The 24,368-nt window shown below is 48.2% G+C and carries 22 protein-coding genes; 4 read left to right on the top strand and 18 right to left on the bottom strand.

Features of this window, described 5'->3' with window-relative positions; all coding sequences use genetic code 11:
- The 11 genes from NST99_RS32475 to NST99_RS32525 all read right to left on the bottom strand — a co-directional run bounded on the left by NST99_RS32475 (position 1) and on the right by NST99_RS32525 (position 13,346).
- Positions 1 to 660 (bottom strand): response regulator transcription factor, encoded by a 660-nt coding sequence (locus NST99_RS32475; RefSeq protein WP_076113545.1) that lies wholly within the window; start codon positions 658 to 660, stop codon positions 1 to 3.
- Positions 638 to 3,013 (bottom strand): sensor histidine kinase, encoded by a 2,376-nt coding sequence (locus NST99_RS32480; RefSeq protein WP_341097216.1) that lies wholly within the window; start codon positions 3,011 to 3,013, stop codon positions 638 to 640. Before NST99_RS32480 ends, NST99_RS32475 begins: the two co-directional genes overlap by 23 nt.
- Positions 3,014 to 3,039: 26 nt before the next feature.
- Positions 3,040 to 3,213 (bottom strand): competence pheromone ComX, encoded by a 174-nt coding sequence (gene comX / locus NST99_RS32485; RefSeq protein WP_341097219.1) that lies wholly within the window; start codon positions 3,211 to 3,213, stop codon positions 3,040 to 3,042.
- A gap of 178 nt (positions 3,214 to 3,391) precedes the next feature.
- Positions 3,392 to 4,309 (bottom strand): polyprenyl synthetase family protein, encoded by a 918-nt coding sequence (locus NST99_RS32490; RefSeq protein ID WP_341097221.1) that lies wholly within the window; start codon positions 4,307 to 4,309, stop codon positions 3,392 to 3,394.
- A gap of 251 nt (positions 4,310 to 4,560) precedes the next feature.
- Entirely contained in the window at positions 4,561 to 4,761 is a 201-nt protein-coding gene (locus NST99_RS32495; protein ID WP_341097224.1) for a DUF4177 domain-containing protein, read from the bottom strand.
- On the bottom strand, positions 4,762 to 5,499 hold the full coding sequence (locus NST99_RS32500) for a hypothetical protein (protein ID WP_341097225.1): 738 nt from the start codon (positions 5,497 to 5,499) through the stop codon (positions 4,762 to 4,764). It lies immediately after the preceding gene.
- A gap of 95 nt (positions 5,500 to 5,594) precedes the next feature.
- A complete protein-coding gene (locus NST99_RS32505; protein WP_341097227.1) occupies positions 5,595 to 6,434 on the bottom strand; it encodes an SDR family NAD(P)-dependent oxidoreductase in 840 nt (279 codons plus the stop codon).
- A 15-nt stretch (positions 6,435 to 6,449) separates the two neighbouring features.
- Entirely contained in the window at positions 6,450 to 7,685 is a 1,236-nt protein-coding gene (locus NST99_RS32510) for an ABC transporter permease (RefSeq protein ID WP_341097229.1), read from the bottom strand.
- On the bottom strand, positions 7,682 to 8,578 hold the full coding sequence (locus NST99_RS32515) for an ABC transporter ATP-binding protein (RefSeq protein WP_341097232.1): 897 nt from the start codon (positions 8,576 to 8,578) through the stop codon (positions 7,682 to 7,684). Before NST99_RS32515 ends, NST99_RS32510 begins: the two co-directional genes overlap by 4 nt.
- A 183-nt stretch (positions 8,579 to 8,761) precedes the next feature.
- A complete protein-coding gene (locus NST99_RS32520; protein WP_341097233.1) occupies positions 8,762 to 11,218 on the bottom strand; it encodes a hypothetical protein in 2,457 nt (818 codons plus the stop codon).
- A gap of 799 nt (positions 11,219 to 12,017) precedes the next feature.
- A complete protein-coding gene (locus tag NST99_RS32525) occupies positions 12,018 to 13,346 on the bottom strand; it encodes an Imm51 family immunity protein (RefSeq protein ID WP_341097235.1) in 1,329 nt (442 codons plus the stop codon).
- Between the two features lie 180 nt (positions 13,347 to 13,526).
- Here NST99_RS32525 and infC point away from each other — a divergent pair, with 180 nt between their 5' ends.
- Positions 13,527 to 14,042 (top strand): translation initiation factor IF-3, encoded by a 516-nt coding sequence (gene infC, locus NST99_RS32530; RefSeq protein ID WP_341097239.1) that lies wholly within the window; start codon positions 13,527 to 13,529, stop codon positions 14,040 to 14,042.
- Between the two features lie 118 nt (positions 14,043 to 14,160).
- Here infC and NST99_RS32535 read toward each other — a convergent pair whose 3' ends face one another.
- Both NST99_RS32535 and NST99_RS32540 read right to left on the bottom strand, forming a co-directional pair.
- The gene (locus NST99_RS32535) at positions 14,161 to 14,904 is read right to left on the bottom strand and encodes a sugar phosphate nucleotidyltransferase (RefSeq protein WP_341097240.1); all 744 of its coding nucleotides are present in this window, start codon (positions 14,902 to 14,904) and stop codon (positions 14,161 to 14,163) included.
- Between the two features lie 203 nt (positions 14,905 to 15,107).
- Positions 15,108 to 15,833: a DNA-binding protein gene (locus tag NST99_RS32540; protein ID WP_341097241.1), complete on the bottom strand. Its 726-nt coding sequence runs from the start codon at positions 15,831 to 15,833 to the stop codon at positions 15,108 to 15,110.
- Positions 15,834 to 15,973: 140 nt separating this feature from the next.
- Between NST99_RS32540 and NST99_RS32545 the strand changes: the two genes are divergently transcribed.
- Entirely contained in the window at positions 15,974 to 16,306 is a 333-nt protein-coding gene (locus NST99_RS32545) for a helix-turn-helix domain-containing protein (RefSeq protein ID WP_341097243.1), read from the top strand.
- A 148-nt stretch (positions 16,307 to 16,454) separates the two neighbouring features.
- Here the strand turns inward: NST99_RS32545 and NST99_RS32550 are convergent, their stop codons facing one another.
- Together NST99_RS32550 and NST99_RS32555 are read right to left on the bottom strand one after the other, a co-directional pair.
- Positions 16,455 to 18,038 (bottom strand): hypothetical protein, encoded by a 1,584-nt coding sequence (locus NST99_RS32550; RefSeq protein ID WP_341097244.1) that lies wholly within the window; start codon positions 18,036 to 18,038, stop codon positions 16,455 to 16,457.
- Positions 18,039 to 18,521: 483 nt separating this feature from the next.
- Positions 18,522 to 18,881 (bottom strand): MerR family transcriptional regulator, encoded by a 360-nt coding sequence (locus NST99_RS32555; RefSeq protein WP_341097820.1) that lies wholly within the window; start codon positions 18,879 to 18,881, stop codon positions 18,522 to 18,524.
- 100 nt (positions 18,882 to 18,981) lie between these two features.
- On the opposite strand from NST99_RS32555, the gene NST99_RS32560 reads away from it, so the two are divergent.
- Positions 18,982 to 19,692 (top strand): SDR family NAD(P)-dependent oxidoreductase, encoded by a 711-nt coding sequence (locus NST99_RS32560; protein WP_341097247.1) that lies wholly within the window; start codon positions 18,982 to 18,984, stop codon positions 19,690 to 19,692.
- Positions 19,693 to 19,783: 91 nt separating this feature from the next.
- Here the strand turns inward: NST99_RS32560 and NST99_RS32565 are convergent, their stop codons facing one another.
- From NST99_RS32565 to NST99_RS32575, 3 genes are all read right to left on the bottom strand, one after another.
- Positions 19,784 to 21,193 carry an alanine/glycine:cation symporter family protein gene (locus tag NST99_RS32565; RefSeq protein ID WP_341097248.1) on the bottom strand — a complete coding sequence of 470 codons (1,410 nt, stop codon included), beginning with the start codon at positions 21,191 to 21,193 and terminating at the stop codon, positions 19,784 to 19,786.
- Between the two features lie 174 nt (positions 21,194 to 21,367).
- Complete coding sequence (locus NST99_RS32570) at positions 21,368 to 22,078, bottom strand: DUF421 domain-containing protein (protein ID WP_341097249.1); 711 nt, start codon at positions 22,076 to 22,078, stop codon at positions 21,368 to 21,370.
- A 97-nt stretch (positions 22,079 to 22,175) separates the two neighbouring features.
- Positions 22,176 to 22,757, bottom strand: a complete 582-nt coding sequence (locus NST99_RS32575) for a TetR/AcrR family transcriptional regulator (protein ID WP_341097251.1) — start codon at positions 22,755 to 22,757, stop codon at positions 22,176 to 22,178.
- Between the two features lie 310 nt (positions 22,758 to 23,067).
- Between NST99_RS32575 and NST99_RS32580 the strand changes: the two genes are divergently transcribed.
- Positions 23,068 to 24,222 (top strand): MFS transporter, encoded by a 1,155-nt coding sequence (locus NST99_RS32580; protein WP_341097821.1) that lies wholly within the window; start codon positions 23,068 to 23,070, stop codon positions 24,220 to 24,222.
- Positions 24,223 to 24,368 lie beyond the last annotated feature (146 nt).

Here is a 24,368-nt window from a genome sequence, read left to right on the forward strand (position 1 = left end):
TTACATAAAATCATTGAAATTGATCAGCTTCAGCCGCCGGGCTTCCACTACCGCCTCGGCGCGGGAACGGACGCCCAGCTTCTCAAAGATACGCGTCAGGTTATATTCTACCGTCCGCTGGCTCATCAGCATCTTGGAAGCGATATCCTTGTTGCTGTTCCCGTTGGACACTTCCTGCAGTATCTCCTGCTCCCGTTCGTTAATGGATACCTCCTCCAGCATCTTCTCTTCCTTGGACTCATTGAGACGGATATCCCTGCGCCGCAGCTGCCTCAGCAGGGAGACCGGAATGATTGCCTCATCCCGGAGAACGCAGCGGATCGCGTTAAGGAGCTGCTCGCGGGTAACTGTCTTGCTCACGAAGCCAGATACGCCGGAGTCAATCAGCAAGTTGAAGTTCGGGCTGATCTCATACCCTGTATAGATTAACACCCGGCTCTCGGGCTGGACGCTCATCATCCGCTTGGTCAGCTCAAGACCGCTGATTACCGGCATATTCAGATCAAACAGCATGACATCGAAGCTCTCCGACTTGACCAGCTCCAGTGCCTCCATCGCTGAGAGAATCACCGTGACTTTCATCTCCGGGTCCTGCTCAATCATATTTTTGGTTCCTTCACCCACGGAAGGATGGTCATCAACCAGCAAGATTTTTATCATCTAAATCGTCCCCACCCTCTCTTGTCATATTTGCTGACTCCAGCGGCAGTGTGATGCAGACCTCAAGTCCTTCACCGACTACCGATTGGAAGAAGATTTCGCCCTCCAGACTGCGCACTCTCTCCTTAATGCCTGACAGACCCATGTGCTGGTAGGAATCATTCAATTCGCCGAGTTCCATCCCAACCCCGTTATCTTTATACATCAGCCGGATCGACTCCCGTTGCTCAAGTCCAATCTCAACCACTGTAGCTTTGGCATGCTTATTGGCGTTGCGCAGCAGTTCCTGAACGATGCGGAACAGCGCCAATGTCTGTTCATCACTTAATTCTGTTATATGATCCGTTACCTGGAAATTGATCACATAATTTGAACGGATCTGAGCCTGCTCGAACAATTGCCCGAGCGCTTCGACAATGCCCATTTCCTTAAGCAGCGGCGGTCTCATCTCATTGCAGGTCTCGCGAATCTGGTGGATAACATCCAGCAGGCCTTCCCGTACAGTCTCAAGCTCGTGATAGATATCCTCCGGCATCTGATGGTCGAGCATGACCGTTTCCAGCTTGCGGTACCAGATCAGCTGGTCCTGCAGCGCCGAATCATGCAGGTCGGCAGCCAGCCGGCGCCGTTCCGTCTCCGAGAGATTAAAGATCAGACGCATCACCCACGGTGAAGCTCCCTTTTGCTTCTGAAATTCCTGTTCAAGATCTTCAATCAAGTTTTCGATCAGATATAGATTCTCATACACGATGGCACTGTAATTAGCCAAGGTTTTCAGCCAGCTCAATTCATCCAGATTATATTTGGTACGATTCTCCTTATCCGCCAGCCAGAGGACGTGAAAGGTAGAGCCTTTCTGCCCCATAACAACGCATAATCCTGAAGGAACGGCCATAGTCTCCCCAACGGCCAGTTTATGAGCAGCATCCCGCAGGGCAGAAATTACAGAGATAGGCACTGAACCGGAGTCTGACTTTGAGCTTCCCCGGGGACCCAGTTCTCGGTTTACCTCCAGAAAGGCCACTTTCTTGACCAGTAATATAGAGAGTACTTCCTGCTCCAGTAACCGCTCCAGGTCGGCCCGCTTCATCACCCGCGAAATACGGGTAGAGAACCGGTCCAGGCTTCCCTGGAAGCTGTACAGGTTCTTGTTAAAACTTGGTCTGAACCGAAAATCGGCATACTCCTTGCTGAATAACAGAATCGTAACAATAAAATACACCATCAGAAATAACTGTACCCATCGAACCCACGTATAATTGTGCTGCTGGGTAATCAGAATCCCGAAGGTGGTAATTAGCGAAGTTGGGATAAACGCAATAATAATATGGTAAAGAAAACGGCTCAGAACAAAATCAATATCAAACAGCTGTCTTGTAGTGAACATATACAAGTACACTACGGGAATTGCCAATAGAAAAATTGAGGCCACCTGCGGAGTAAGCAGAGTTATACCAAATAAGCTAGGCACGCCAAATAACAGGATAAACGGCATAAATCCAAGCAAATGACCCAGCAAGGTCAGCTTAAATAAATTTCGCAGTGAATCCCGGCGGTGTACCACAAATTTCTGAATCAATTTATAAATAGTGTAGAGATTTGTTAAGATAAAGAGAGGTAAAATGGGTGATACTTCTATAAAGAAAGGCAAGTAGTAACCCGTTAATATTGTGATAACCCGCACGGTGACAACCGCACCCGCAATACAATAGATACCGATAAACCAGTTTCTAGGAACCAGAGGCTCCTGATACTGTATCAAATACCGGTTGAGAAACTGCAGGAAAAATACCGGGACTAGGACGAAGGTGGCAGTGAAGATTATGTTGCCTAGAATATCGGCTCGCCCCGAAGAAGCCGCGCTGAAGTAGGCAAAACCCGTCGATAAGAAAAACAGGATCAGATATATAGCCGCCTTGTCTTCTTTCTTGCGCTTGTAAACAAACAGTGAGAATCCGGCGAATAACAGCACGGAGGATAACGGCAAAATAAATTCCAGCAGCAGGTTCTCAGATCCAATTCCCTTCGCTACAACAAGTGTGATTCTCTCCTGACCGCCATCAGGCTGATTCCGGTTCAAAGTGATGGTGGAAGCCCCTTCTATTACATCAAATCTCTTAATAGACTGAACTGAAGAGGCGGATCTTCCATCAATTTCTTCTATAATATCGCCCGGAAGAATCTTTCCATATCCCCAGTAACCGACAGGTGTATCTGCCGCCACGTAACGTCCCTGGCCATCCTTTTCGATATCAGTCCCAATCATTCTATGCTGCAATATGCTCTGGGATAGGTAGACGGCAAGGATAATCACAATGACTGAGAAAGCGGTAACGTTCATTCTTCTCGACAATCCGGTTTCCTCCAAATAAAGCTAGATTAAGTCCAATACATTGCCATGCGGGGTTCAGTTTTGCCCTCTTTGCTGCCCAGCACGTCAATAAATGCTCTATGTTCAGTTTCACTCATTCCCGCCAATTGAAGTTGTCCAGTCTGTACACGAGTCCACGCACTTGGATCTGCCATCAACTTTTGAACCATTTCCTTCAACATTTAACATTCCCCCAATCGGTTTATAAGAGATCTTCCTCTTGAATTCAATATATCAGGTGTTGTCCCAACTGGAAACGACAACCATACTAGTACTTTCCGCAAATGTAATTGCGGTGTGATTGCGGGCTTTTGCGGTGATTTGTGGCGGTTTGTAGCGGGCTTTACGGTACCCTCTGACTCAGTCTGCCATCGCAAGCATCTGTTCCTGCCAGACGGGGGCAAGCCCAAGCTTGCCTACTAAATCCAGATAATTATAATAGTGGGTTCTCATTCGGATAGAAGAATACAGGAACGTTCCCGATTGCTCGATAATGCGCTCAATCTCTTCTTTGCGGTGTGCCACCTCCTCCAATTCCAGGCGTGCCTCAAAATAATCAGTGATCCAGCCCTCTCCCTCCGGGATGGACTGAAGCAGATACAGTGTCGGCAGTGTTTTTTTGCGGTTCCAGAAATCATTTTTGTTGTCCCAGTTCAGCAGGTCACGGATATCATTTTTCATTTGAGCTGCTATTCCGAGCTCCTCCGCATACTTCCTTACCTCTTCATGGATTTCGCCGGTTGCCAGCAGTGTTCCAATCATACAGGCGGCCACAAGCAGACCGGCAGATTTCTGCCTTACCATCTCTATGTATTCCTCTTCGCTCTCAATATCGTTCAGCAGATCTGTTGTTTGGCCATTAATGGCAGAGAGCACCTGCTCATTCATCAGCCGCGCGGCACCGCTTGCCCGCTCCTCCGGGAAATCGCTGGTCAACAGCATCTGCTGGGAAAGCGTCAACAGCCCAAGGGCAATATTCAGGGCGATTTCCGGACTCATCCGGCTCCATACCGTTTCTTTGTTATCCTTGTCCTGCAGATCATCAATGATATCCAGACTCAGGATCATCAGCTCCACAGCGGCGGCGGTCCGGTAAATCGCCTTACCGCTTCCGCCAAACGCCCGGTAATGAAGCACTGTCATTCTACTGAACAGCAGTGATTCCCGCAGTTTTTCTTCCACACAGGCTGTTCCTTGCTCCAATAAATGCGGCACGGTAAAAAACGACCGCAAACCCGCTCTGATTTCCAGCTCTATCATTTCTGCACAGCCATCCATCCTCAGAAGCCCCCAATCAATTTCGGTCTCCTAAACGCATCATGGGGTACGTCAAAGTTGCCACGCGTCAAGCAGATTCCTCTAATAGAAGGGTATTCTATATTCTCTTAGTATTTCCTTCTTCTGAGTGGTATAACATGGGGTATTCTTGTCAAAACCGCCCTGCTTCCACTGTCGCACAATAAGGACCCGGCCATTATGCGGCCGAGCCCGTACACCGGGTTACCGGTTCAGGAATATGCCTCAAAGCTTCAGTGATAGTCAGTGATCGAACGTTCAAAAATCAATTCCAAAAAGGCGGCAGTTCCGAATCCATAGGTATTCGGAGCGAAAATTTGAAACAGTTTCCACCCCTCACGGGCATGCTCATGAATAAGTTCGTGATAATCCTCCTCAGGCTTGCTTTGCAGGATTCCCTTTAAATCGACTTTGACAAATTTGTATTGGTACATCTACTTCACCTCCTCCAGAATCAGACAGGAAAGCACCACTTCAGAATGCCCGTCTATTTCTAGCAGCTCCTGAACGTCCCGGTCATAAAAAGTGGCGACAGGCTGGAATTTCCATCCGAATTTATGGGTGCACTGTGATAAACGCTCCGTTAACCGCCCGCCTTCCAGCAAGCTGAGCCGGTACCCCCGTTCTCCGAACAACTTCATGGAGCTTTGGATTTTGGCCGTTACAAATACGGCTGCCTCCGCCGTTCCCTGGATCAGATCGGAATGGAACAGCCGGTTCCAAATGCCGGGGTCTGTCTCCTTCACTCGCTGAACGACCATTTCTGCCGGATTGCAGTAGAACAGCTCATGCCTGCCGGATACCGGACTTCTCGAAAAGATATACAGCCCCGGACCGTTCAGCTTGGCCCCGCCCAGCTCTCTTAAGGGTTCATAATCCAGAAACGGTCTGGACTGGACCTGAAGCTCCTGCAGATGGACAAGCAATTTCATCATGAACGGATGCTCTGCCAGCTCGCTCTTCTGCAGTCCGAAGGAAGGAGAAGAGAAATAACGTTTTGCGGGCTTCACCTCAACATTCCTCTGGGCAAACAGTTGATTCAGCATTTTCATCCGCGAACGGGTCAGCACCTCAAGCTGCGGATTCACATTGGAATTGGAATGATACTTCAGTGCCAGCCGCTCTTCCTCAAGTTCATGCTCCGACCGCCAATCCATAGATTTAACCTGCATGCTTAACACATCCTCGTAATAGATTTGGTCCTGGAGTCTGATTGAAAAGGATGGAGGAGAGATCAGGCGCTGAGAGCGTCCAGGATAACCACAGGTTAAACTACAGTCCAACCGCCATCGACCACCAGATTATGCCCGGTGATCATGCTTGCGGAATCTGTGGCGAGAAACAGTACCGAATTCGCAATATCCTCCGGTACCGCAAACTTGCGGAGCGGAATACGCGGCAGGTTCGTACGCCGGAACTGAGGATCATCCATCTCCTGCTCATTGGACTCGGTAATGACAAAGGTTGGGGACACCGCATTGACTCTAATCCCGTGTTTTGCCCATTCAGCAGCCAGGGACCGTGTTAGATGAATCAGTCCTGCCTTGCTAACGCTGTAGGGCGCATGGTTCTCACTGCCTACTACACCGTCATGGGAAGCTATCATAATGATGGAGCCCCGCTTATGGCGGACCATCGTCTTCGCGACCTCTCTGGTCAGGAAGAACGTACCCTTGAGATTAATATCTACGACGAAATCCCATTGCTCCTCGCTCAGACTCAGCGCAGGCGACAGCAGGTTCACGCCTGCATTGTTGATCAGAATATCGATGCTCTCCACCTGTTCTTCGATAGAACGTATACACCGCTTGATGTCCTCCACGCTGCGCAGGTCAAGGGGCTTGCACAGCACCTCAACACCGTATAGGCGCTGAAGCCGTTCAGCCTCATTCTCGGCATTCTCCAGAAATTCAGGCAGCTCCGTGAGCACTATAGAAGCGCCGGACTCTGCAAAATGCTCAGCGATTTCCGCCCCTATCCCGCTTCCGGCGCCGGTCACCATTGCCCATTGTCCAAGCAGCTTTTTGCCCTCCACGGCACGGATCGGGCGCTCTTTCCACTGTGCCTTGCCCGGTTTAAGCTTCTCCGTTTTCATTGCATTTCCCATATTCTCATCCCCCCTCTATAAGGCCTTTATAGCTTTGTAGAGCAGTTTAGGATTCAGCTTCTGTCCATACAGGAGGACACCCACCTGATAAATCTTCGCCGACAGCCAGCAAGCAGCCAGGGTAGATACGAACAGGATCAGCGTCGGAATTACAATCTCCAAGGCTGTCAGATCTGAGGCACCAATTCTTGCGAACATAACGAACGGGGTAAAGAAAGGAATGTATGAGCCTATCACTGCCAGTGTGCCGTCAGGGTTCAGCATAGCTAACATAGCAACAATGAGTCCTGCCATAAGCAAAATCGAGATAGGCAGCGTCACCTGGTTGATTTCCTCGCTGCGGCTAACCATCGATCCAGTTGCCGCGAACAAGGCAGCAAAGAAGAAATAACCGAGAATGAAAAAGAGAGTTAACAGCATAATTGTGGTTCCGCCCAGAATGGAGAAATCCACCGGCATGCCGAACAGCTCCAGCACCCCGCCCGTACCCGACATCGTCAGGATGAGGTAAACCGCGCCAACAATAATGGCAAATTGCAGAATGCCTGCCAAGCCGACGCCAAACACCTTGCCGAAAAGAAGCTGCACCGGCTTAACCTTCGTAATCAGGATCTCCTTGACCCGCGAGCCCTTCTCTACGGATACAGATACCGCTACATTGCTTCCGAACATGTAGATTAGAAGATACAGCATGAACGTCATCATATAGACCGGCCAATACGTGGCAGTTAAAGATTTGCTTCCTGCCTCCATCTCCTGTATTTGCATCTGAACTGCTGAGGTCAGCTGCTTCTGCTGCTCCTGTCCCAGGCCCAGCTTGTGAATTTGAAATATCGTATACTGATTCTGAACGTAGCTGTTCAGTTCACGGATATAAGGAGCATCATCCGCCTTGTTTACGGTTAAGGAAAGAACCGGCTGGCTGCCTTGATTCTCAATCTGAACAATCCCAAGAAGTGATTTCTTCTCCTCCAGACGCTTCAGCTCCCCGGCCCTTTCATTCTCGGTGATCATCCGCCAGTCATAGGAAGCTGATACGTTCTCCTTGAAACTATCTGCGTTCGGGATGGCTCCTGTCCTATCCAGCACATCAATTTCGCCCTTCGCGGAATCCCCGTCACCCTGAGTTAATTTTGGAACCAGTACAAGTGCAGCCACAGCCACAATCATAATCAGTGTCAAATAGGTAAAGGCTTTGGAACGCAAGCGTTCCTTGAAGGAGTAAGCAAATACCAGACCAAAATTCCTCATGACACTTCACCTACCTTTTCCACAAATATCTCATGCAGTGTTGGCTCTTTAATCTCAAATTTCAGCAGCCGGATGCCCATCTGGGTTAAGCGCAGCAATAGCTCATTGGCCTCATCCTCATCCCGCACCTTCATCTGCCATTCCTTTGCATCTGCGGTAAGCGGCTGAAGATGTGTTGCCACCAGATGCCGGCTGAGATCTTCATCGCTGCGCAGCAGCACGTTGCAGCGCTCATAGGAGCGTTTAATGTCTGCTATGCTGCCCGATACTATCATTCTTCCGTGCCTAAGAATGCATATATCCTCGCAGAACTGTTCTACATGCCCCATCTGATGGGTGGAGAAAATCATGGTCTTTCCCAGGGACAACTGCTCCTTCACAATCATCGCAAGCATATCCGAGTTAATGGGGTCGAGGCCGCTGAATGGCTCATCGAGAATGATCAGCTCAGGGTTATGCAGCAGGGCAGAGATAATCTGCACCTTCTGCTGGTTCCCTTTGGACAGCTGTTCTACGCGCTTATGCTCATGCTCTGCGACTCCGAGCCGCTCCAGCCAATGCTTCATGGCCTTTATAGCCGCCTGCCGTGACATGCCCTCCAGTCTGGCGAAATAAACCAGCTGTTCACTAACCTTTTCCTTAGGATAGAGGCCCCGTTCCTCCGGCAAATATCCAATGCTAGGACGGTTACCGAGAATCGGTATTCCTTCCCACAGAATGTCTCCCGCATCATAATCCACTAATCCGAGGATGGAACGGATGGTCGTTGTTTTACCTGCCCCGTTTCCTCCCAGAAGTCCAAAAGCCTTGCCGGTAGGGGCATCAATGGTAATATCGTGAATGACCCGGTTGTTCCCATATTGCTTCATTAATCCATTAATCTGTAGTCCCATGCTGTTTCCTCCATTACATCAATTAAATTCGGGTTAAATGGCAGAGCAGAACATATCCGATTCCCGGCAGGCCGTCTCTATATACTTGTTAGTCCATGTATGTATAACTAAGAAACTGTTATTTTCGGATTTATGAAAGCCTACAGCCATAGGGCTGTAGGCTTGTGAGGTGGCAAGCTACGTTCACAAAACTGCGACAGGATGTTTCAGGCATCCCTCCTGCATAAATAAGTCTGTAGCCTGGGATATGATTTGGTCAGCTTGTTCTTCTTCGACCTGGTAGCGGTCCCTAAGGGCCTGCTTCAATTCAAAGCGATTGGCGCCCGCCATCATTCCTTCCAGCAGCAGTGCCATGGGCTCGCTCAACCTCAGTAATTTCTGGCTGCTAGTCTGGTAGACCGCCGGAGTTTCCCCGATAAAGAACAAAAGTACGGTATCTGCGACTGCCGAGCGGACATTTCCCCTTCGTTCATAGGGGTATTTGTGTGTGCAGGTTGGCAGCGACATCCGGAAGTTGTCCACACTAAGACCGTCTAAAGCCTGCGAATATTTGTTAAGCCCTTTGAGCATTTCAATGGTCTGCATATATAAGTGCATTGTGTTATGTTTCTTGCGGATATTACAATATTGCTGGCGGTTCATGTAGGCGGGCAGGAAACTGCATTTGGTGCAGGAAGCGTTGATTTCACAAGTCGCGCAGCCTCTTACTAGCTGCTCCCGATCCGAGACCACCGCAGTCTGCAGCAGCAACCTATCCATAGAATCATCCAGAGTGCCGATAGCGGCGCAGCCTCTGCACCCGGATACCGCCTGATTGCCGTCTACGAACAGCCTCGGAAGCTGCTTCACTGTGCAAGTCTGGGCTCCCGACCAGCGGCAGCTATCCACCAGATACGACTGGATTTCATATCCGTGCCGGAAGGTCCCTGTTCGGCTGAAATGGTCCACATCCTCCAGATAGGCCTCCAGATCTTCAGTGGATGTTATCCTTAGCATCTGGAACTCCACGTTGTTCCTATCCCGTTCCCTGGTTGCCGCTTCTGAATAGCCCATTTGCCGGATGCGGATCGGCTCCACCTGGAGAAAGTCATTCAGCTGCAGAATATATTCAGTTCCTTCCGTCTGCACCACTTGATGAGCATTGGATAAATAGTATTCTTCTTTGTCAGCAGCCTCCGACAATTCCTCAAATCTCCGGTTGCTGCGCTTCCATACCCCATCGGAATCATAATAGATATAACTCGGGTTTTCTCCCCTGTATACTTGGTTATATTCGTATATAAGTGCGCTATTGAGGGCTGTGTACTCCCCAAAATAGTTACTTGGCACTTCTTCCTCTAGCGGTTCTGTGAGCCCGATATGCTTGACCCCGCCGCCGATCGCCTGCTGCGGATAGTATCCGGTCATATAGGCCGTATACTCGTTTAATAAGAACGGAGGCTGCTCTGTGGTCAGATGCTCAAGCATTACAACGGCTAAGGCTTCCGGGAGAATGACGGGCTGAATGGCTTTGGCCCGGTCCATCGGTTCTGCCCGTACAGATACCGCCTCAATCACTCCTTCAGTGATCCATCTGTGCAGCAGCTCCGCCGTAAGGCTGGGGTCTGCTTCCCGGTTTCCGTCATCGGTAAGCGTAACGGAGAAGGTCATCGGCTGACTGGTTTGCCTTTGCCATATCATATAATTAATTGCTTCTTCTTTCGGGAAGGCATCCGGCGTGGTGCCCAGGGGAACCTTGATCTGGAGTTGTTCTACCCCACACTGTTTAAATCGCTCAAGCATTGAATATGTACAGGCTTCCAGCGGAACAGTCAGCTTATATCCGGCCTTGAACTCCGCTTCCTCCAGAACCTCCAGAATCTGCTCTCTCTGCGCCTCATCCCGGATCAGGTCGAATCCCTCAATAGTAATGACGGGTGCCGTCTGTCTGGATGTCCGGACCGCAAGCTCCAGATCACGCTGCAGCCGCTCCGGAGAATGCCTCCGTATCCCTTGGGCAACATAATGAGGATTGCCGAGCTGATCCGCACATTTCACTGACAGCATCGCCGCCCGCCTCCGGTCTGACATGTCCTCCCATACCCCGGTCAGCTCATCCAGCTCCATGACGCCTGCTGCAGCCGCGGCTTCCTCCTCCGCGGGAAGGGCCAGCGAATCTCCACCAGGCTTTCTGCCAACCATGGCCCGGGATGTAAATCCATTCACAGCAGACCAGCCCTCTACCTCTGTATTCACCAGCCGGGAGAGCGTCCGTTCAGGACTCCACCTTACTAAACCGTCCACTTCTGTTTCCCCGAACACTTCCTCACCGATAACCGCTGCCAGATTACCAAACCAAATGACCCGGTTCCGGCCCTCCTGCTCCTTAAGGGTGGAGGTCAACCGCTTACATAACCGGTAGTTTGACGGTGTTACATGAAGTGCAATGATTTCATTCCCCAATGCAGCAATATCTGCAGTTGTATCATATATGTTAGATAGATTAGGTTCGATATATTGAGTCGCCGTCATGCCTTGTCTTTTGAAGAAGGCTCTGATATACCTGCAATCCAGATGATCACCGGCAGTGAACAACCTGGGTTTCTGCTGTTCGAAGTGTATCAGCGTGATCCCGTTCCCGAAGGATAGTCCAAGCACCATTCATCTCTCCTCGCCGTCTTATGTAACTTTTGGGCCGTATTATTTTTCTTATGGACTAATCATAATTCATATTTTTAGGTTTTACACCGAAAAGCACCCTTCGTCATCCCACAAACATCTTGCGGAATGCAGCAGCAAAAAGCGCAACTAGCTGGCAAAACTAAGCAGGTATAGAATTCTTAACTAAATAAGTTGAACTTTAGACTTACCGATCCGGCATAATATGCAACTGCGGTGAATGTTTGGATTCAGGCCCCTTCACCCGCCAAGACCCCGTCTCGGTGTTTCAAAGACTTCGCTCTTTTTCCGAAGGCGTGTGTGTGCATGCGGAAAGTGTATTTCTGGCTCAGAGCACGAACGGACCGAGTTGCACTTAATTGGGGCTTTTAGCCTCTTATAGTAGGAAAACGGACTCCAGCGCAGTTATTTCTCCATGATGGCCGTTTTTAGAAAGAATACAGAGCAGATAAGGTCGGCTGGGTCCGCAAAAGAGATTAAACAGGGGTTTTACTCTCCATAGCGCCTCCTGAGTCCTTTACGAGCAAACGAACCCGCTGCGGGCTTTTAGGGACCCTGCTTTCATTACTAAATCCCTGCTTCCAGAGCTCTCCCAGTTTGAAGACGCTCTGGTTCAACTGATATAAACAAGTGGAAACGGCTTTGCCGTCCTTTTTAAGGACGGCAAAGCCGTTTCAGCGAGAAATAGAAGGACAAGTTATCGTTTGAAACATATAAATTCTTATATTTTTAAAAAAGCCGCTTGGCAGCGGCTCTCATTCCTTCTTAATAATAAGTTTAGCTAATCGAGTTCTGCACGGGAGAATAAGTCACGGATAAGAGCGTCGTCCTCACAAGCTGCTTTGAAGCCCGCTGCAAAGCTCTGCACAGCCTCTCTATTGCTGGAATACGCGCAGAACATATCCGCTTCGGGGTCAAAATGGATGCTGTCCGAGAGCTGGGGCATCTTCTCTTCCAGAAAGACAGATGCCAGGGAAGCCCAGTCATAACCGCTCCCTTCGAAGCCCTCGTCTTCCCGTGTCTGAAATAGTTCGGCTTTATAAGAGCCTGCGTTTAAGATGACTGACATGCCGCCGTTGTCCTGCTCTACCAGAATAAAGGGTTTCAACTGGTCTCCTCCTTCAATTGCCTCCTGAGTAAGCCCATCATCCCTGTCATCCTCAGACACATCATAATCATATTCCTCATCATTCACCAATCCGCGGATAAAGGCCTCAAAGCTGCCGGCCAGAAACGTAATTTCATAATCGCCTTCCTGATCGACATGAATAACCGCAGGTTCGCCTTCTCTGCCGCATAAACGGTAATCCAGCATTACTACATCATGGCCGGCAGATGGGCAGTCGCAAATTACCACCCCAATGTCCGGATACCCCCACTCTTCAATCATAAAGCGGCTGCCCAAATCTCCGCACAGTGAATAGCTTTTCTCCCGCCCGATTCCCATAATACTTGAAATGGCAATATGGTCTTCCGCCCATGAAGTTGCTTCCCCGGTAGGAAAACAGGTGTTTTGCGGGATTCCCCCATTCTGCAGCTTCATCAGTTCGATATAGGAGGCCGGCAGCTTGTAACCCAGCTCCTGCTCCACTGAGGCAATCATCTCCTCCGTCGGCGGCTCGGATACATATTCTTTTAAAGCATAATCGCTGTTCTCCCAAAAGTCCGAGAAATCCGCTGGCTCAAAGGAGTTGCTATCACCGCTCTGTTCCTTGGCCATTTGTGCAGCCGCAAAACGCTTCTGCTCCCTTTTCTGCTTCTCGGCACCGCGTACACTCCAATTGAATAGCATTAGCGTATCCTGGTCTCCGGGATCCAGTTCGTCGGCCTTTTTAAAGGCTCTGGCAGCTTCCTCATATTGTTTCAAATAGTAGTAGGAATACCCCGCACGAAAATGCCATAACGGATCATTCGCTCCCTGCCCGGCAATAGCCAAAAGCTGTTCCAGCGCCTCTTCGTATCGCTCCAGATTATTCAGCGCTCTCGCCAATTGGCCGATGACCGCATAATCTCTGTCTTGTGCAGGAACCTCCATAATGCTGTCGACGATTTGTTGATATTCATCCGCCTCATGCCAAAGCGTTAGTTGGTTCATCCAATGATTGTCCATAGTTTACCCTCCCGGATTAGTCTGCTATTTCAAAAATGTAATCAATGATAATCGCATAGAAGTGTTTAATTCTACTCTAACCGTTTAGATAATAAAATCAACCTCAGCGTATAGGTGAACCGCAGCCTCATTTCGTATAAAATAGGTTTAACATTGTTTACAAAGGAGGGGCCCGTTTCCATGGCCGTATTCATCAACGAGCAAATCAAAGCATCCGAGGTGGTGCTGACCGGCCTCAAGGGGGAGAAGCTCGGCACGTTATCACGAGCGGAGGCGCTGGCGATGGCCCGCTCTGCCGGTGCAGACCTCGTCTGCACCTCGCTGATGAGCAGCCCCCCTCCCTGCAGCCTGATCGCTAAGGGCAAGGGGAAAGCTGCCGCGCAGAAGGAAGCCGCGTCCCGCAAAGCGGGCGCTGGACATGCCGCCGGCCAGAGCGGCGGCGGGAAGGTCAAGGAGCTTCGATTCACCGCTCACATCGAAGAGCATGACTACGATACCAAGCTGCGCCAGGCAGACAAGCATCTGCGCTCCGGCAAGCCGGTGCAGCTAGTCGTGAAGGCGAACGGAGCGAAGGAGGCGGCAGCAGCCAAGGCTGTGCTGGAGCGGCTGCTGGGCGATTTGAAGGAAGCCGGATTGAAGGAAAGCGGTATCCAAACCAGCGGCAAAGGCTCGCAGGTAAAAGTTAATCCGCGATAAGCAGTAAGCCCCCGATCGGGACTTCTCCCCAAGAGCTGACGCCCATGCTGGGCATATGAAAAAAGCAGTCCATCCCCTACAGGATGAACTGCTTACAGCTTGAAGATTAACCTTGTTCCTATTGGGCATTCCCCAGTCTAGCCCGCATCTGGGCATAAGCTTCCGGGGTGCCCACATCATCAATCGTGCCCTCCGTATAGTAGGCCCGCATCTCTTGGCGGGAATGCAGCCACTCGGGAAAATAACTCGGCGCATCCGGGTTGCCGCCATCGGCAAGATAACGGGAGAATAACGGCAATGTAGATCGCTTGTAGATATAGAGTGCAAATACGCCAATGTTCGTCTTGGGTGACTGCGGCTTTTCTTCTAAAGAAAGGACACGCCTCTGTGCATCCAGCTCTGCCACGCCAACACTCTGCAGTTCCTCAATATCGTCCACTGTCCGGACCAGAATGCAGTCTTTATCGACTTTATGAAAATAATTCAGATACCCCTCAAGGCCAAAGCCGAGCACGTTGTCGCCCGCCAGCACCAGCAAATCCTCCTGCAGCTGTTCCCGCCCGATGACAAACTGGATATCGCCAATCGCTCCTAACCGTCCCTCTGGAGAAGAGGTTCCGTCATTCAGAATACGAATCGGCTTCGGCCCCCTGTACTGCTGATGCCACTGCTCAAAAGCATGAAAGAAGCGGTCATTCGTCACAATCAGAATCTCCGTAATCTCCTCCAGTACCTCCAGACGGTCAATCAGCAGATCCAGAATTGTACGGTTTCCTTGAACCGGCAGCAGCGGCTTCGGCGTATCCCTGGTTAACGGATAGAGACGGGTCGCATACCCCGCAGCCAAGATCAATGCAATCATTCCTGTTCGCTCCTCTACCTTGGAAAATGTCCCTCTACTATATACCACACGCCACCTCATTGAACCAGAGTCTATCCTTTATCCTCTATGACAAATTTAAGTAAATATCGTGCTAATGGTGGGAGGTTCTTTGGTTTTGTAGTTTATGGAGGTGGTTATCAATTGTTCCGAGTGTTGTAATATCCTGATAGCGCTTAATCTGCTCATCCGTTTGAACGGTCAACCAATTCCAGGCAATTCATAGTCCAGTCAAGCGCCTCTGGCAGTCTGTCTTCCCGCCTATGGTATAACGCCAAGTGATAACAATAGCTGTAATAATGCGAGATATTGCCTGCATCCTCATACTCCCCAAATCCGGCACTCTGTTCCGCGAAAGTATGCAGCAGATCATCCACATCAAACCCATACTGGACCGCAGCCTGCAAAACAGTCCCAAGCCCTGGCAGTAGCTCCTCGGGATTATCCTGCAAGAATCGCGCATACCCCTCCAGCAATTCCGTCTTGCCGGACAGAATCTCCACGATGTATAAGTTGGCACGAGCCAGAACCCGGAACTCCTCGGCAATCTCCCGCCCTTCCTCCCCCAAATCCTCCATCCAGCCCAGCTCGGCATAGCGGTATATGGATTCTCTGGCCTCATCATACTTCCCCTGCTTCTGGCAAACGATGCCCCGCATCAGGTGACTGAACCCGAAATAATAGACCAGCGGACGCTCTGTATCCAGAATCGGTACCGGAAGCTTCTTAGCCTTGTGATACTGCCGTTCCTCATAGATGCACTGCGCATAGCTGTACAGAATACCCGCCGTATTCAGCATCTTGTCCCAATCCTCGAAGCGATAAGCCATCTCCAGCATTTCAACTATAATATCCGGCTTCAGTGATTTCAGAATGGAAGGGCGCACGGTTGGGGCCTCCTTTTTATCCATTTTCAGTTAATTGTATAGCCGATTTTATATTTGGTCAATATAAATAGTACTTTTAAGTACAATTAATCAAATAATAAGTTTGCACTTGATGATCTGTAATGGTCAGTGTACCTCTTCTAACCTTAAGTGGAGGTGATGACATGAATTTACCAGAAAGTGTAGGAAATCGGATACGAGAGCTCAGAAAGGCAAAAGGATGGACCCAAGAACAACTGGCCGAAGCAGCATCGCTTCATTACAGTTACATAGGTGGAGTAGAACGGGGAGACCGGAACATTTCTTTGGAAACTCTGGAGAAAATAATAGCCGCCTTCCAAGTTCCGGCTGTAGAAATTTTTCGTTTTGAGGATGAAGCTGACCGCCGTAAGGCTTTAGATGAACATATGACTTTGATCAGTGATAGAAGTACAGAGGAAATAGCAGCACTCACTAAGATTAATCGGGAAGTTATTGCTGCTCTGGGGATCAGATAATGAATATCTTGACCAGGCATAGTAGAAACAAAGCTTAGAATGCATATACCGACACTATCCAACGAAGTTGAAGAGTATAACGTTAAGTTATTTAATCTATTTGGCAGTCTAACTGTATGTAAAAAGGCACCTGTTAGGTGCCTTTAGATTATTTTCCAGATACAGGTCTCTCAGCAAAAATCAGACTAGCTTTTCTTAACTGATCTGAACCATCCTTTGACCAAAAGGAGATCATATTTAATCCACGACGTTTACGGTCGCCTGTATATTGACTTAAATCTAGCATGTAAGCAATATAAAGTTTTCCAGCTCTATCTCGAACAGTAACCCTTGGATTTATTCGATGAATAAGTCGAAGATCAACTAACTCCTCTATATCTTTCGCTCCATCTTGATTCCAATCACGTTCTACCAAAAAACAATTTGTACCCGTATTAAAACAAAACTCTCTTACATTTTCAAAAAGTTTTTCAAGTCTCTCTCTTTCATCGTTCGTATCCCTTTTTAATTCTTCTCTTTTTGAAGAGTCATGCTCACCAGCAGCACGGTTGACATCCTCAGCTCCTATTTTAGGTCCTCTAAACCCTCCACCTCTTTCCCTTGCTACCTCTACTGATCTACGAAAAATAGTTAGAAAATCTCTTGCTACCCCGCCACTCGCAAGTACCAATCGATCCATGGCACTTTCTGCCATAATGATTCGAGGGTTTTGCGAGCCTGCCTCTTCAGCTATTTCCTGTAATACGCTTGATAAAAAAGTTCTTGCAATTGAGAATTTTTCAAGAGTAATGTCCAGATCAATTTCATCTGCATCATCACCAAGTTTTAAACCCTTAGGCGGATCACTATGAAGATACCAGTCTGTGCGGTGACGAATCGTCCCAGCCTTTAACCATACCTGATTTCCTTTTGTTGCTCTATGAAAATAATCAAGTACATTTGCTTGATCAGATCTTCTTATATGATATAAATCATCTAACATCAAAAATGCATCAGTACCAGCTAAATCTGAAATCTCTTTAAATAATTTTCGAAAGTCAAGCATATGTCTATGCAAATAATTGACCTTAGATCGACGAGAAGCTTCAGTTACTTCTATATTAGAATCATTTTTTCTTGTTTCTTTTGAGTTTACACCCGCTTTAATCCCTTTTAACTCCACCCCAAGTTCTCCGGTATTTTCAGCTTCTACCGAGTCACCAGATGACCATTTATAACTAAGGTCCGCCTCATCTTCGGAATGTAAAATAGTATTCAGATTTTCAATTTGTTGATTTAAATTTATTACTAATTGTCCACTTTTCGTTTTATTTAGAGGAGATCGCTCAGGCTGTGCTCCAAAAACTTTCTTCCACCATGAAATTTTATTCGTAGAATTCAAACCAACTTCTTGAACCCACTCCTTAAAAGATTCGAGAGTAGCTATTAATACACTAATTAAAACATCTGGGTAACTATGACTCTTAAACTGTTCCATATCGACAAAAGCAACAGGTGTTCTTTTTAGAGATAAGTCTCGTTTGGCCTTTAAAAGCAAACTAGTCTTACCTGATCCCCTACGTCCAAATACAATATGATTTCGTTTTGACATAGCCCTGCTCAAAGTACTCCCTGCTGGTTCTATGAATCTTGTAGTACTCATTACAGTCGCTCTGGTTGCTTCTTCAACTGCACGTACTAAATCATCGATTTCTGGTTTATTTAATATATCCTCACTTTTTTTCACAGCCACCAAAATCACCCTCGACATTTAATAATACAAGTATATATGTATTTCCAAAATTCAATAATAAAAATGTCGATTCAATATATTCAACTTCTAAATGCCAAATAATTCTCTCAATGCTTAGATATTCCCAACGCGATAACATATATTTTCATGAAAGGTAAAAGTTACTCCCGAATAATCTTCCGATTGCCTAGGGGCCGCTCTCTCATCCTTTAATCATTCTTTCCTTTGGGATTGTCCTGCAAATCATCCATAATCACCCGGATATCCTCCACATTGCCTACACAGAAGCTGAGAAACACAACGTCCCCCGCCTCCACCAATCACGAGAATGCATACTCCTCATTCACATCATGCCTAACGATCTCGCCCATACCTGTGCTCGTCTCCTTATCATTTCAAGATACGTTTATTATAGGAGGGGAAATCGGACAGCTGTGTCGTGGTTTGATATGGAGATTAACATTTTACATCTTACTCAGAATACTAATAATTCTCCCCGCGATAATAGCGCTCCAGCTTATGCTCCAAGTGAATGAGTTGAGCTTTTTTCTTTTCAATATCGTCCAAAAGGGCTTGCTTCTGGTCCTGGATGAGTTTGGTTCTCTCCGGCAAGGTAGATGTTCCGGCTTTGACCATATCGTAGTACTTTTTGATCTCCTCGACACTCATTCCCGTTTCCCGCAGACATTTCAGAAATAGCAGCCAATCAATCTCGTTGTCGGTGTACAAGCGATTGTTTTGCTCGTTGCGGACCACGGGCTCCAGAAGACCTTTTCGTTCATAAAAGCGAATCGCTCCAATATTTATCCCTACTTTTTTGGCAACCTGTCCAATGGTGAAAATTTTTGCTCACTTCCTGACTTTTAGTGTTGACCTACACTTAGTGTAGCATAGTAAGCTACAAATTGTTGATAGATCATATCTTGCAGAAAGAAGGATGAAGATGACAAAAACCGCTTTTGTAACAGGTGCCAATAAAGGGATCGGCTTTGAAATCGCAAGACAGCTTGGTGAAGCCGGATGGAGGATATTGCTTGGCGCACGCAGCATCGAACGGGGGAAGGACGCAGCTTCTAAATTAACCAGCCAAGGGCTGGATGTGGAGTTCTTACCCATTGACATGACGAATCTCGAAAGTATTGAGCAGGCAGCCGATACGATTCGCAGCGATTATTCTGATCTGACGCTTATCATTAACAATGCCGGCATGCCGGGGGCGTTCTCCGGTTCATTCAGCGATACCCGGGAGGAGCATTTGCGGAGCGCTTTTGAGGTGAATTTCTTCGGCACCTTCCGCTTGAACCAACGGCTTTTTTCCATAATTAAAGAGAATGAAGGAACGATTGTGAATGTCTCCACCGATATGGCGTCACTGCACTTCATGCAGAATTCGGAATACGCACTGAATGCGTTTGACTACAATTCCTCCAAAACCGCAAACAATGCGATGACTGTAGCCATGGCCATAGAACTCCAACACAGCAAAGCTCAGGTATTCGCAGTAACCCCCGGCTTCACGAAGACGGATCTGAATGGTAATGCGGAAGGCGGGAAATCCAAAGAAGCTGGGGCGTCCATTATTGTGGGCTATGCCACGGATGGCAAACGCCATAACGGAGAGTTTTTGGATGTGAATGGGGTTTACGCGTGGTAATGCTGGTAATAAACGTGCTGTAACCTGCTTGGCTATTAATGCCCAATAACACAAAGGCTCCGTTACCGGAGCCCTGGGCTTTAACCATCTATTACCCTTCCATACCTGACGTGTTCTCCCAACATTCAATGTGATCCAGGCCTTTAATACTATCTTTAACAAAGACCGGGTTTTTCCCAGCCTGTTTCTGCCGCTTGTAATCATGAAGGGCAGCAAAGGCTACTTTGGATAGGAGAAGGATGGCAATCAAATTAACTACCACCATGAGCCCCATAAATAAGTCAGCCAAATCCCATACCAGTTGAACCTTGGCAACCGAACCGAATATAATCATGGCCAAAACACTGTATCTGTAGAATATGACTACTGATTTCTTTGAGTTTAAGAACTCTATATTCGTTTCTCCGTAATAATAATTTCCAATTAACGTGCTGAACGCAAATAAGAACACCATGATAGCCAGAGAACCAGATGCCCAAGAACCGATATGCTCGCTTAGTGCAGCTTGCGTAAGCTTGATGCCATCCAGCCCAGGCTGCTTATACGCATCGGATAGCAAAATAATGAAGGCGGTGCTCGAACAAATAAGCAACGTATCTGTAAGCACACCGAACGCTTGCATAAGTCCTTGTTTTACGGGATGACTTGTCGTTGCCGTTGCTGCAGCATTCGGCGCACTTCCCATTCCCGCTTCGTTCGAGAACAAACCACGCTTCACCCCTTGCAGAATCACCGCCCCAAGAGACCCTCCTATGACTTGCTCAAATCCGAATGCACCCTTCACAATAAGCGCCAGAACCTCCGGCATTTTGGTAATGTTAATCAGCACAATGCATAAGGCAACAGCGATGTAAATCACGGCCATAAAGACTACAATATACTCGGACAATTTGGCAATACGTTTGATGCCGCCAAAGATAATACTTGCAAACGCAACAGCCATTAGAAGCCCCACAATAAAACGATTGGTGCCGAATGAATTTTCAAAAGCAACGGTAATCGTATTGGACTGGACCGCGTTAAAGACGAGGCCGAAAGACAACGTGATCAGCACGGCAAATAAAGATCCCATCCAACGTTTCTTCAAGCCTTGCTCCATATAATAAGCAGGCCCCCCACGAAATCCCGTCTTATCTCTAACTTTATACACCTGTGCTAAAGTACTCTCAATAAAGCTGGATGCTGAACCAATAATCGCAATAACCCACATCCAGAAGACAGCGCCCGGCCCACCTAAGGCAATTGCAATTGCAATTCCTGTTATATTGCCTGTCCCCACCCTGGCTGCCATGCTGATACAGAATGCCTGGAACGATGAGATGCTGTCTTTAGATTTAACATTAGACTCTTTTAGAACAACAAACATTTCCTTGAACATGCCCAATTGTACAAATCTCGATCGAATGGTGAAATAAAAACCACAACCAATAAGAAGAACAATCAGAAGCTTAGACCATAAAAAATCGTTTGTTAGACTGATACCCTCTAATACTTGTTGCATGTAATTCCGCCTCTCATCCTTTTATGCCGACACCTCAGCTGCTTACCCTCTCTAACATAGTATTTTCAAATATAGCAGTCATAATTTCAAAAGCCAATAAAAAAGTTATGCAAAATACTTCCATATGAGCACACTCTGATGAATGGAACAAGCTGATGGCTTTTCTGAAGGAGATTATTCCTGATCCAGCGGCTGCTGTATCCCGTCCTCATAGAAATCGAACACCACCTGCTGCTGCGTGCCTCTTACCGCATAGAACACATCGGCCAGCGACTTCCCTTTCCGCTTCTGCCTCAGCTCATTCTCCAGCCACTCCCGGGTCAGCCCGTTCCGCTTCAGATTGTCCTCCACCAGCACGCCATCCATAATCAGCTCCACGGGAAAAACCTGCGATTGCAGCGCCAGCCCCAGATCCTGCTTCGTGACGAACTGATATGCTTCCTTCTTCAGAACAGAGACCTGTCCGTTATCCTCAAGTACCGCATATTCGACCTCTTCGATATTAAAAATATCCTTCTCTCTCAGCGCCTGGTCCAGCGAATCCAGCGTATAGTGGATCTTACGCATGTTGGCCTCCATGATTTTGCCGTCCTCGATCAGCACGGTGGGGGAGCCGGAGATCCAGCTGCGCAGGCTGCGGCTTTTGAGCGCAATGAAGGAGAGCAGGAACGAGATGGCTGTAATAACAACCAGAGACAGGACAAGATATGAGGATTTCAGGCTAATATTGAAGGCCAGGTTGGCCGCCAGGGAGCCCAGCGTAATGCTGGTCACGAAATCGTTCGACGTCATGCTCGAAAGGGTCTGCTTCCCTAAGATTCGGGGAATGAGCAGCAGCAGTCCCACTGCGAGAATGGTCCGCATTAGAATTTCTACATAGTTCATCTTCAATCCTCCTCCCCCCATTATTTCCAAACGGGTTCAAAAGAAACAGCAGGGCTTGAGAATCCTCCCCTGTAGGGATGCGCTGCGGACCAGATGATTATTTGAGCAATGTAAGGATCTCCTTCACAAAATTATCGGCGAATGACCGTTCAGGACGGGATTTCAGCATTACCGTGAGTCCTATCAGTGACACGACCAGTGTCTGTGCCAAACTTTTGGCGTTAATACAGGCATTCAGCTCGCCTGAACGCAAACCCCGTTCAATCGTTTCCTGAAATATTACCGAAAGATACATCTGGTGCTCCCTCGTCAGGATTTCAAACTTCTCATCATGAGGTGCAAGCTCCACCATTGAATTGATGCAAAAACACCCCCAATTCGCACCATTTCCATATTCTTTTGCCACCAGAGCATCAAAAAAATCACGGAACGCCTCTCTAACCGTTACATTCTTTTGAAGGCTGGCACGAACATCAGAAGCGTGGGCACTTGTGTATTTCCGCAAAGCTGCCTCAAATAGTCCTTTTTTATCTCCAAAGGCCGAATAGATGCTTGGCCGCTGAATGCCCATAGCGGATGTTAAATCGCTTAATGAGGTCGCTTCGAACCCCTTTTCCCAAAATAGCTGCATAGCTGCATCCAGTGCCTTTTCCTCATTAAATTCGCGAAGCCTAGCCATAATGCACCCCTTTACATATCGAACGGTATGTTATTCGTCTATAATACCATAGATTACTTATCAATAATCCACATTTTTTAGCTCGCCTCCCGCATAATTTCCGTTTAATTCCTTGACAAATAGCATTTTATAGCAGTATATTTTCTAAGACCAATTACATACCAATCAGTATGTTATTATTAAATTGCTCAATACTAAATTCATGGAGGTATAAGCTTTGAAGAAGCTTGATGCAGAAACGAAGTTGATTGCAGTAGAGAATACAGGCACCGGATGGGAGCCAGCTCAAGCAGAAGCCCCCCGCTCTGCAATCCCCCGTTACGTGCCGCTCTTGTTTGCCATCGCCTGCGGGCTTGCAGTTGCCAATATTTACTACGCACAGCCTTTGCTTGACGCTATTGCGGATGAGTTCCGCATCCCCCATTCATCCGCCGGAATCGTTATTACAATCACACAAGCATGTTACGCCCTGGGGCTGCTGCTGCTGGTGCCGCTCGGTGATCTTCTGAACCGCCGCTCACTAATCGCCGGACAGATGCTTTTATCCGTCCTGGCTTTAATTGTGGTGGGGACTGCCTCTTCCAGCATCGTATTATTCATAGGTATGGCCATTGTTGGCCTGCTCGCCGTAGTGACGCAGACGCTCGTTGCGTTCGCGGCAACCCTTGCGGCACCAGCCGAGCGCGGACGTGTCGTCGGTCTCGTAACCAGTGGAATCGTCATCGGCATTCTGCTTGCACGGACGTTTGCCGGCCTATTGACGGATTTAGCCGGCTGGCGCTCTGTTTACATAGTCTCTGCCGGATTATCGCTGCTTATGGCTGGCGTATTGTTCCGGGTACTGCCTCATGATGAGCATGAAAGAGAGCCATTATCCTATTTGCAGCTGCTGCGCTCTACACTCACCTTGTTTTTACAGGAACGGGTCCTGCGCATTCGCGCTGCCCTCGCCCTGATGATTTTCACTGCTTTCAGTATTTTATGGACCTCGCTTGTGCTGCCGCTTAGTGCTCCGCCGCTTTCTCTTTCACACACTGCGATTGGAGCGTTTGGCCTTGCGGGAGCCGCCGGGGCGTTAGCGGCAGCGCGGGCAGGGCGGCTTGCGGATCTGGGGTTAGGACAGCGGACCACTGGCGCGGCACTGATTCTGCTGCTTGTGTCATGGCTGCCTATCAGTTATACCGAACATTCACTTTGGGCCTTAATCGCTGGTATCCTCCTGCTTGATCTGGCAGTGCAAGCGGTACATGTCACCAACCAGAGCATGATTCTCTCTGTGCGGCCTGAAGCGCGAAGCCGGCTTACCGCCGGTTACATGATTTTTTATTCTATTGGCAGCGCCACCGGGTCCATTGCGTCGACTACGATCTATGAACACATGGGCTGGAATGGAGTATGCTTGCTGGGCGCAGTTGTCAGTGCATTGGCCCTGCTCTTCTGGGCATTGACCCGCCGATTGTACTGATTCCAACATCACAAAATTAACCCTGCTATAGCTCGCAGAAGCTCTCCAACACCAACATTGACGTGCCCTGCCCAGACTCCTACCCCCATTTCTACTGGGCCTCAGACCAGTAGAAAGACTGGGCGGAGGTTAGTTCAGATCAGGGT

Source organism: Paenibacillus sp. FSL L8-0470, from assembly GCF_038008625.1.
GTDB lineage: Bacteria > Bacillota > Bacilli > Paenibacillales > Paenibacillaceae > Paenibacillus_AQ.

Coding starts and splice junctions, on each gene's coding strand:
- NST99_RS32475 (WP_076113545.1), bottom strand. CDS start 660: ATGATAAAAATCTTGCTGGTTGATGACCATCCTTCCGTGGGTGAAGGA.
- comX (WP_341097219.1), bottom strand. CDS start 3,213: ATGTTGAAGGAAATGGTTCAAAAGTTGATGGCAGATCCAAGTGCGTGG.
- NST99_RS32490 (WP_341097221.1), bottom strand. CDS start 4,309: ATGGATGGCTGTGCAGAAATGATAGAGCTGGAAATCAGAGCGGGTTTG.
- NST99_RS32495 (WP_341097224.1), bottom strand. CDS start 4,761: ATGTACCAATACAAATTTGTCAAAGTCGATTTAAAGGGAATCCTGCAA.
- NST99_RS32500 (WP_341097225.1), bottom strand. CDS start 5,499: ATGCAGGTTAAATCTATGGATTGGCGGTCGGAGCATGAACTTGAGGAA.
- NST99_RS32505 (WP_341097227.1), bottom strand. CDS start 6,434: ATGGGAAATGCAATGAAAACGGAGAAGCTTAAACCGGGCAAGGCACAG.
- NST99_RS32510 (WP_341097229.1), bottom strand. CDS start 7,685: ATGAGGAATTTTGGTCTGGTATTTGCTTACTCCTTCAAGGAACGCTTG.
- NST99_RS32515 (WP_341097232.1), bottom strand. CDS start 8,578: ATGGGACTACAGATTAATGGATTAATGAAGCAATATGGGAACAACCGG.
- NST99_RS32520 (WP_341097233.1), bottom strand. CDS start 11,218: ATGGTGCTTGGACTATCCTTCGGGAACGGGATCACGCTGATACACTTC.
- NST99_RS32525 (WP_341097235.1), bottom strand. CDS start 13,346: ATGGACAATCATTGGATGAACCAACTAACGCTTTGGCATGAGGCGGAT.
- infC (WP_341097239.1), top strand. CDS start 13,527: ATGGCCGTATTCATCAACGAGCAAATCAAAGCATCCGAGGTGGTGCTG.
- NST99_RS32535 (WP_341097240.1), bottom strand. CDS start 14,904: ATGATTGCATTGATCTTGGCTGCGGGGTATGCGACCCGTCTCTATCCG.
- NST99_RS32540 (WP_341097241.1), bottom strand. CDS start 15,833: ATGGATAAAAAGGAGGCCCCAACCGTGCGCCCTTCCATTCTGAAATCA.
- NST99_RS32545 (WP_341097243.1), top strand. CDS start 15,974: ATGAATTTACCAGAAAGTGTAGGAAATCGGATACGAGAGCTCAGAAAG.
- NST99_RS32560 (WP_341097247.1), top strand. CDS start 18,982: ATGACAAAAACCGCTTTTGTAACAGGTGCCAATAAAGGGATCGGCTTT.
- NST99_RS32565 (WP_341097248.1), bottom strand. CDS start 21,193: ATGCAACAAGTATTAGAGGGTATCAGTCTAACAAACGATTTTTTATGG.
- NST99_RS32570 (WP_341097249.1), bottom strand. CDS start 22,078: ATGAACTATGTAGAAATTCTAATGCGGACCATTCTCGCAGTGGGACTG.
- NST99_RS32575 (WP_341097251.1), bottom strand. CDS start 22,757: ATGGCTAGGCTTCGCGAATTTAATGAGGAAAAGGCACTGGATGCAGCT.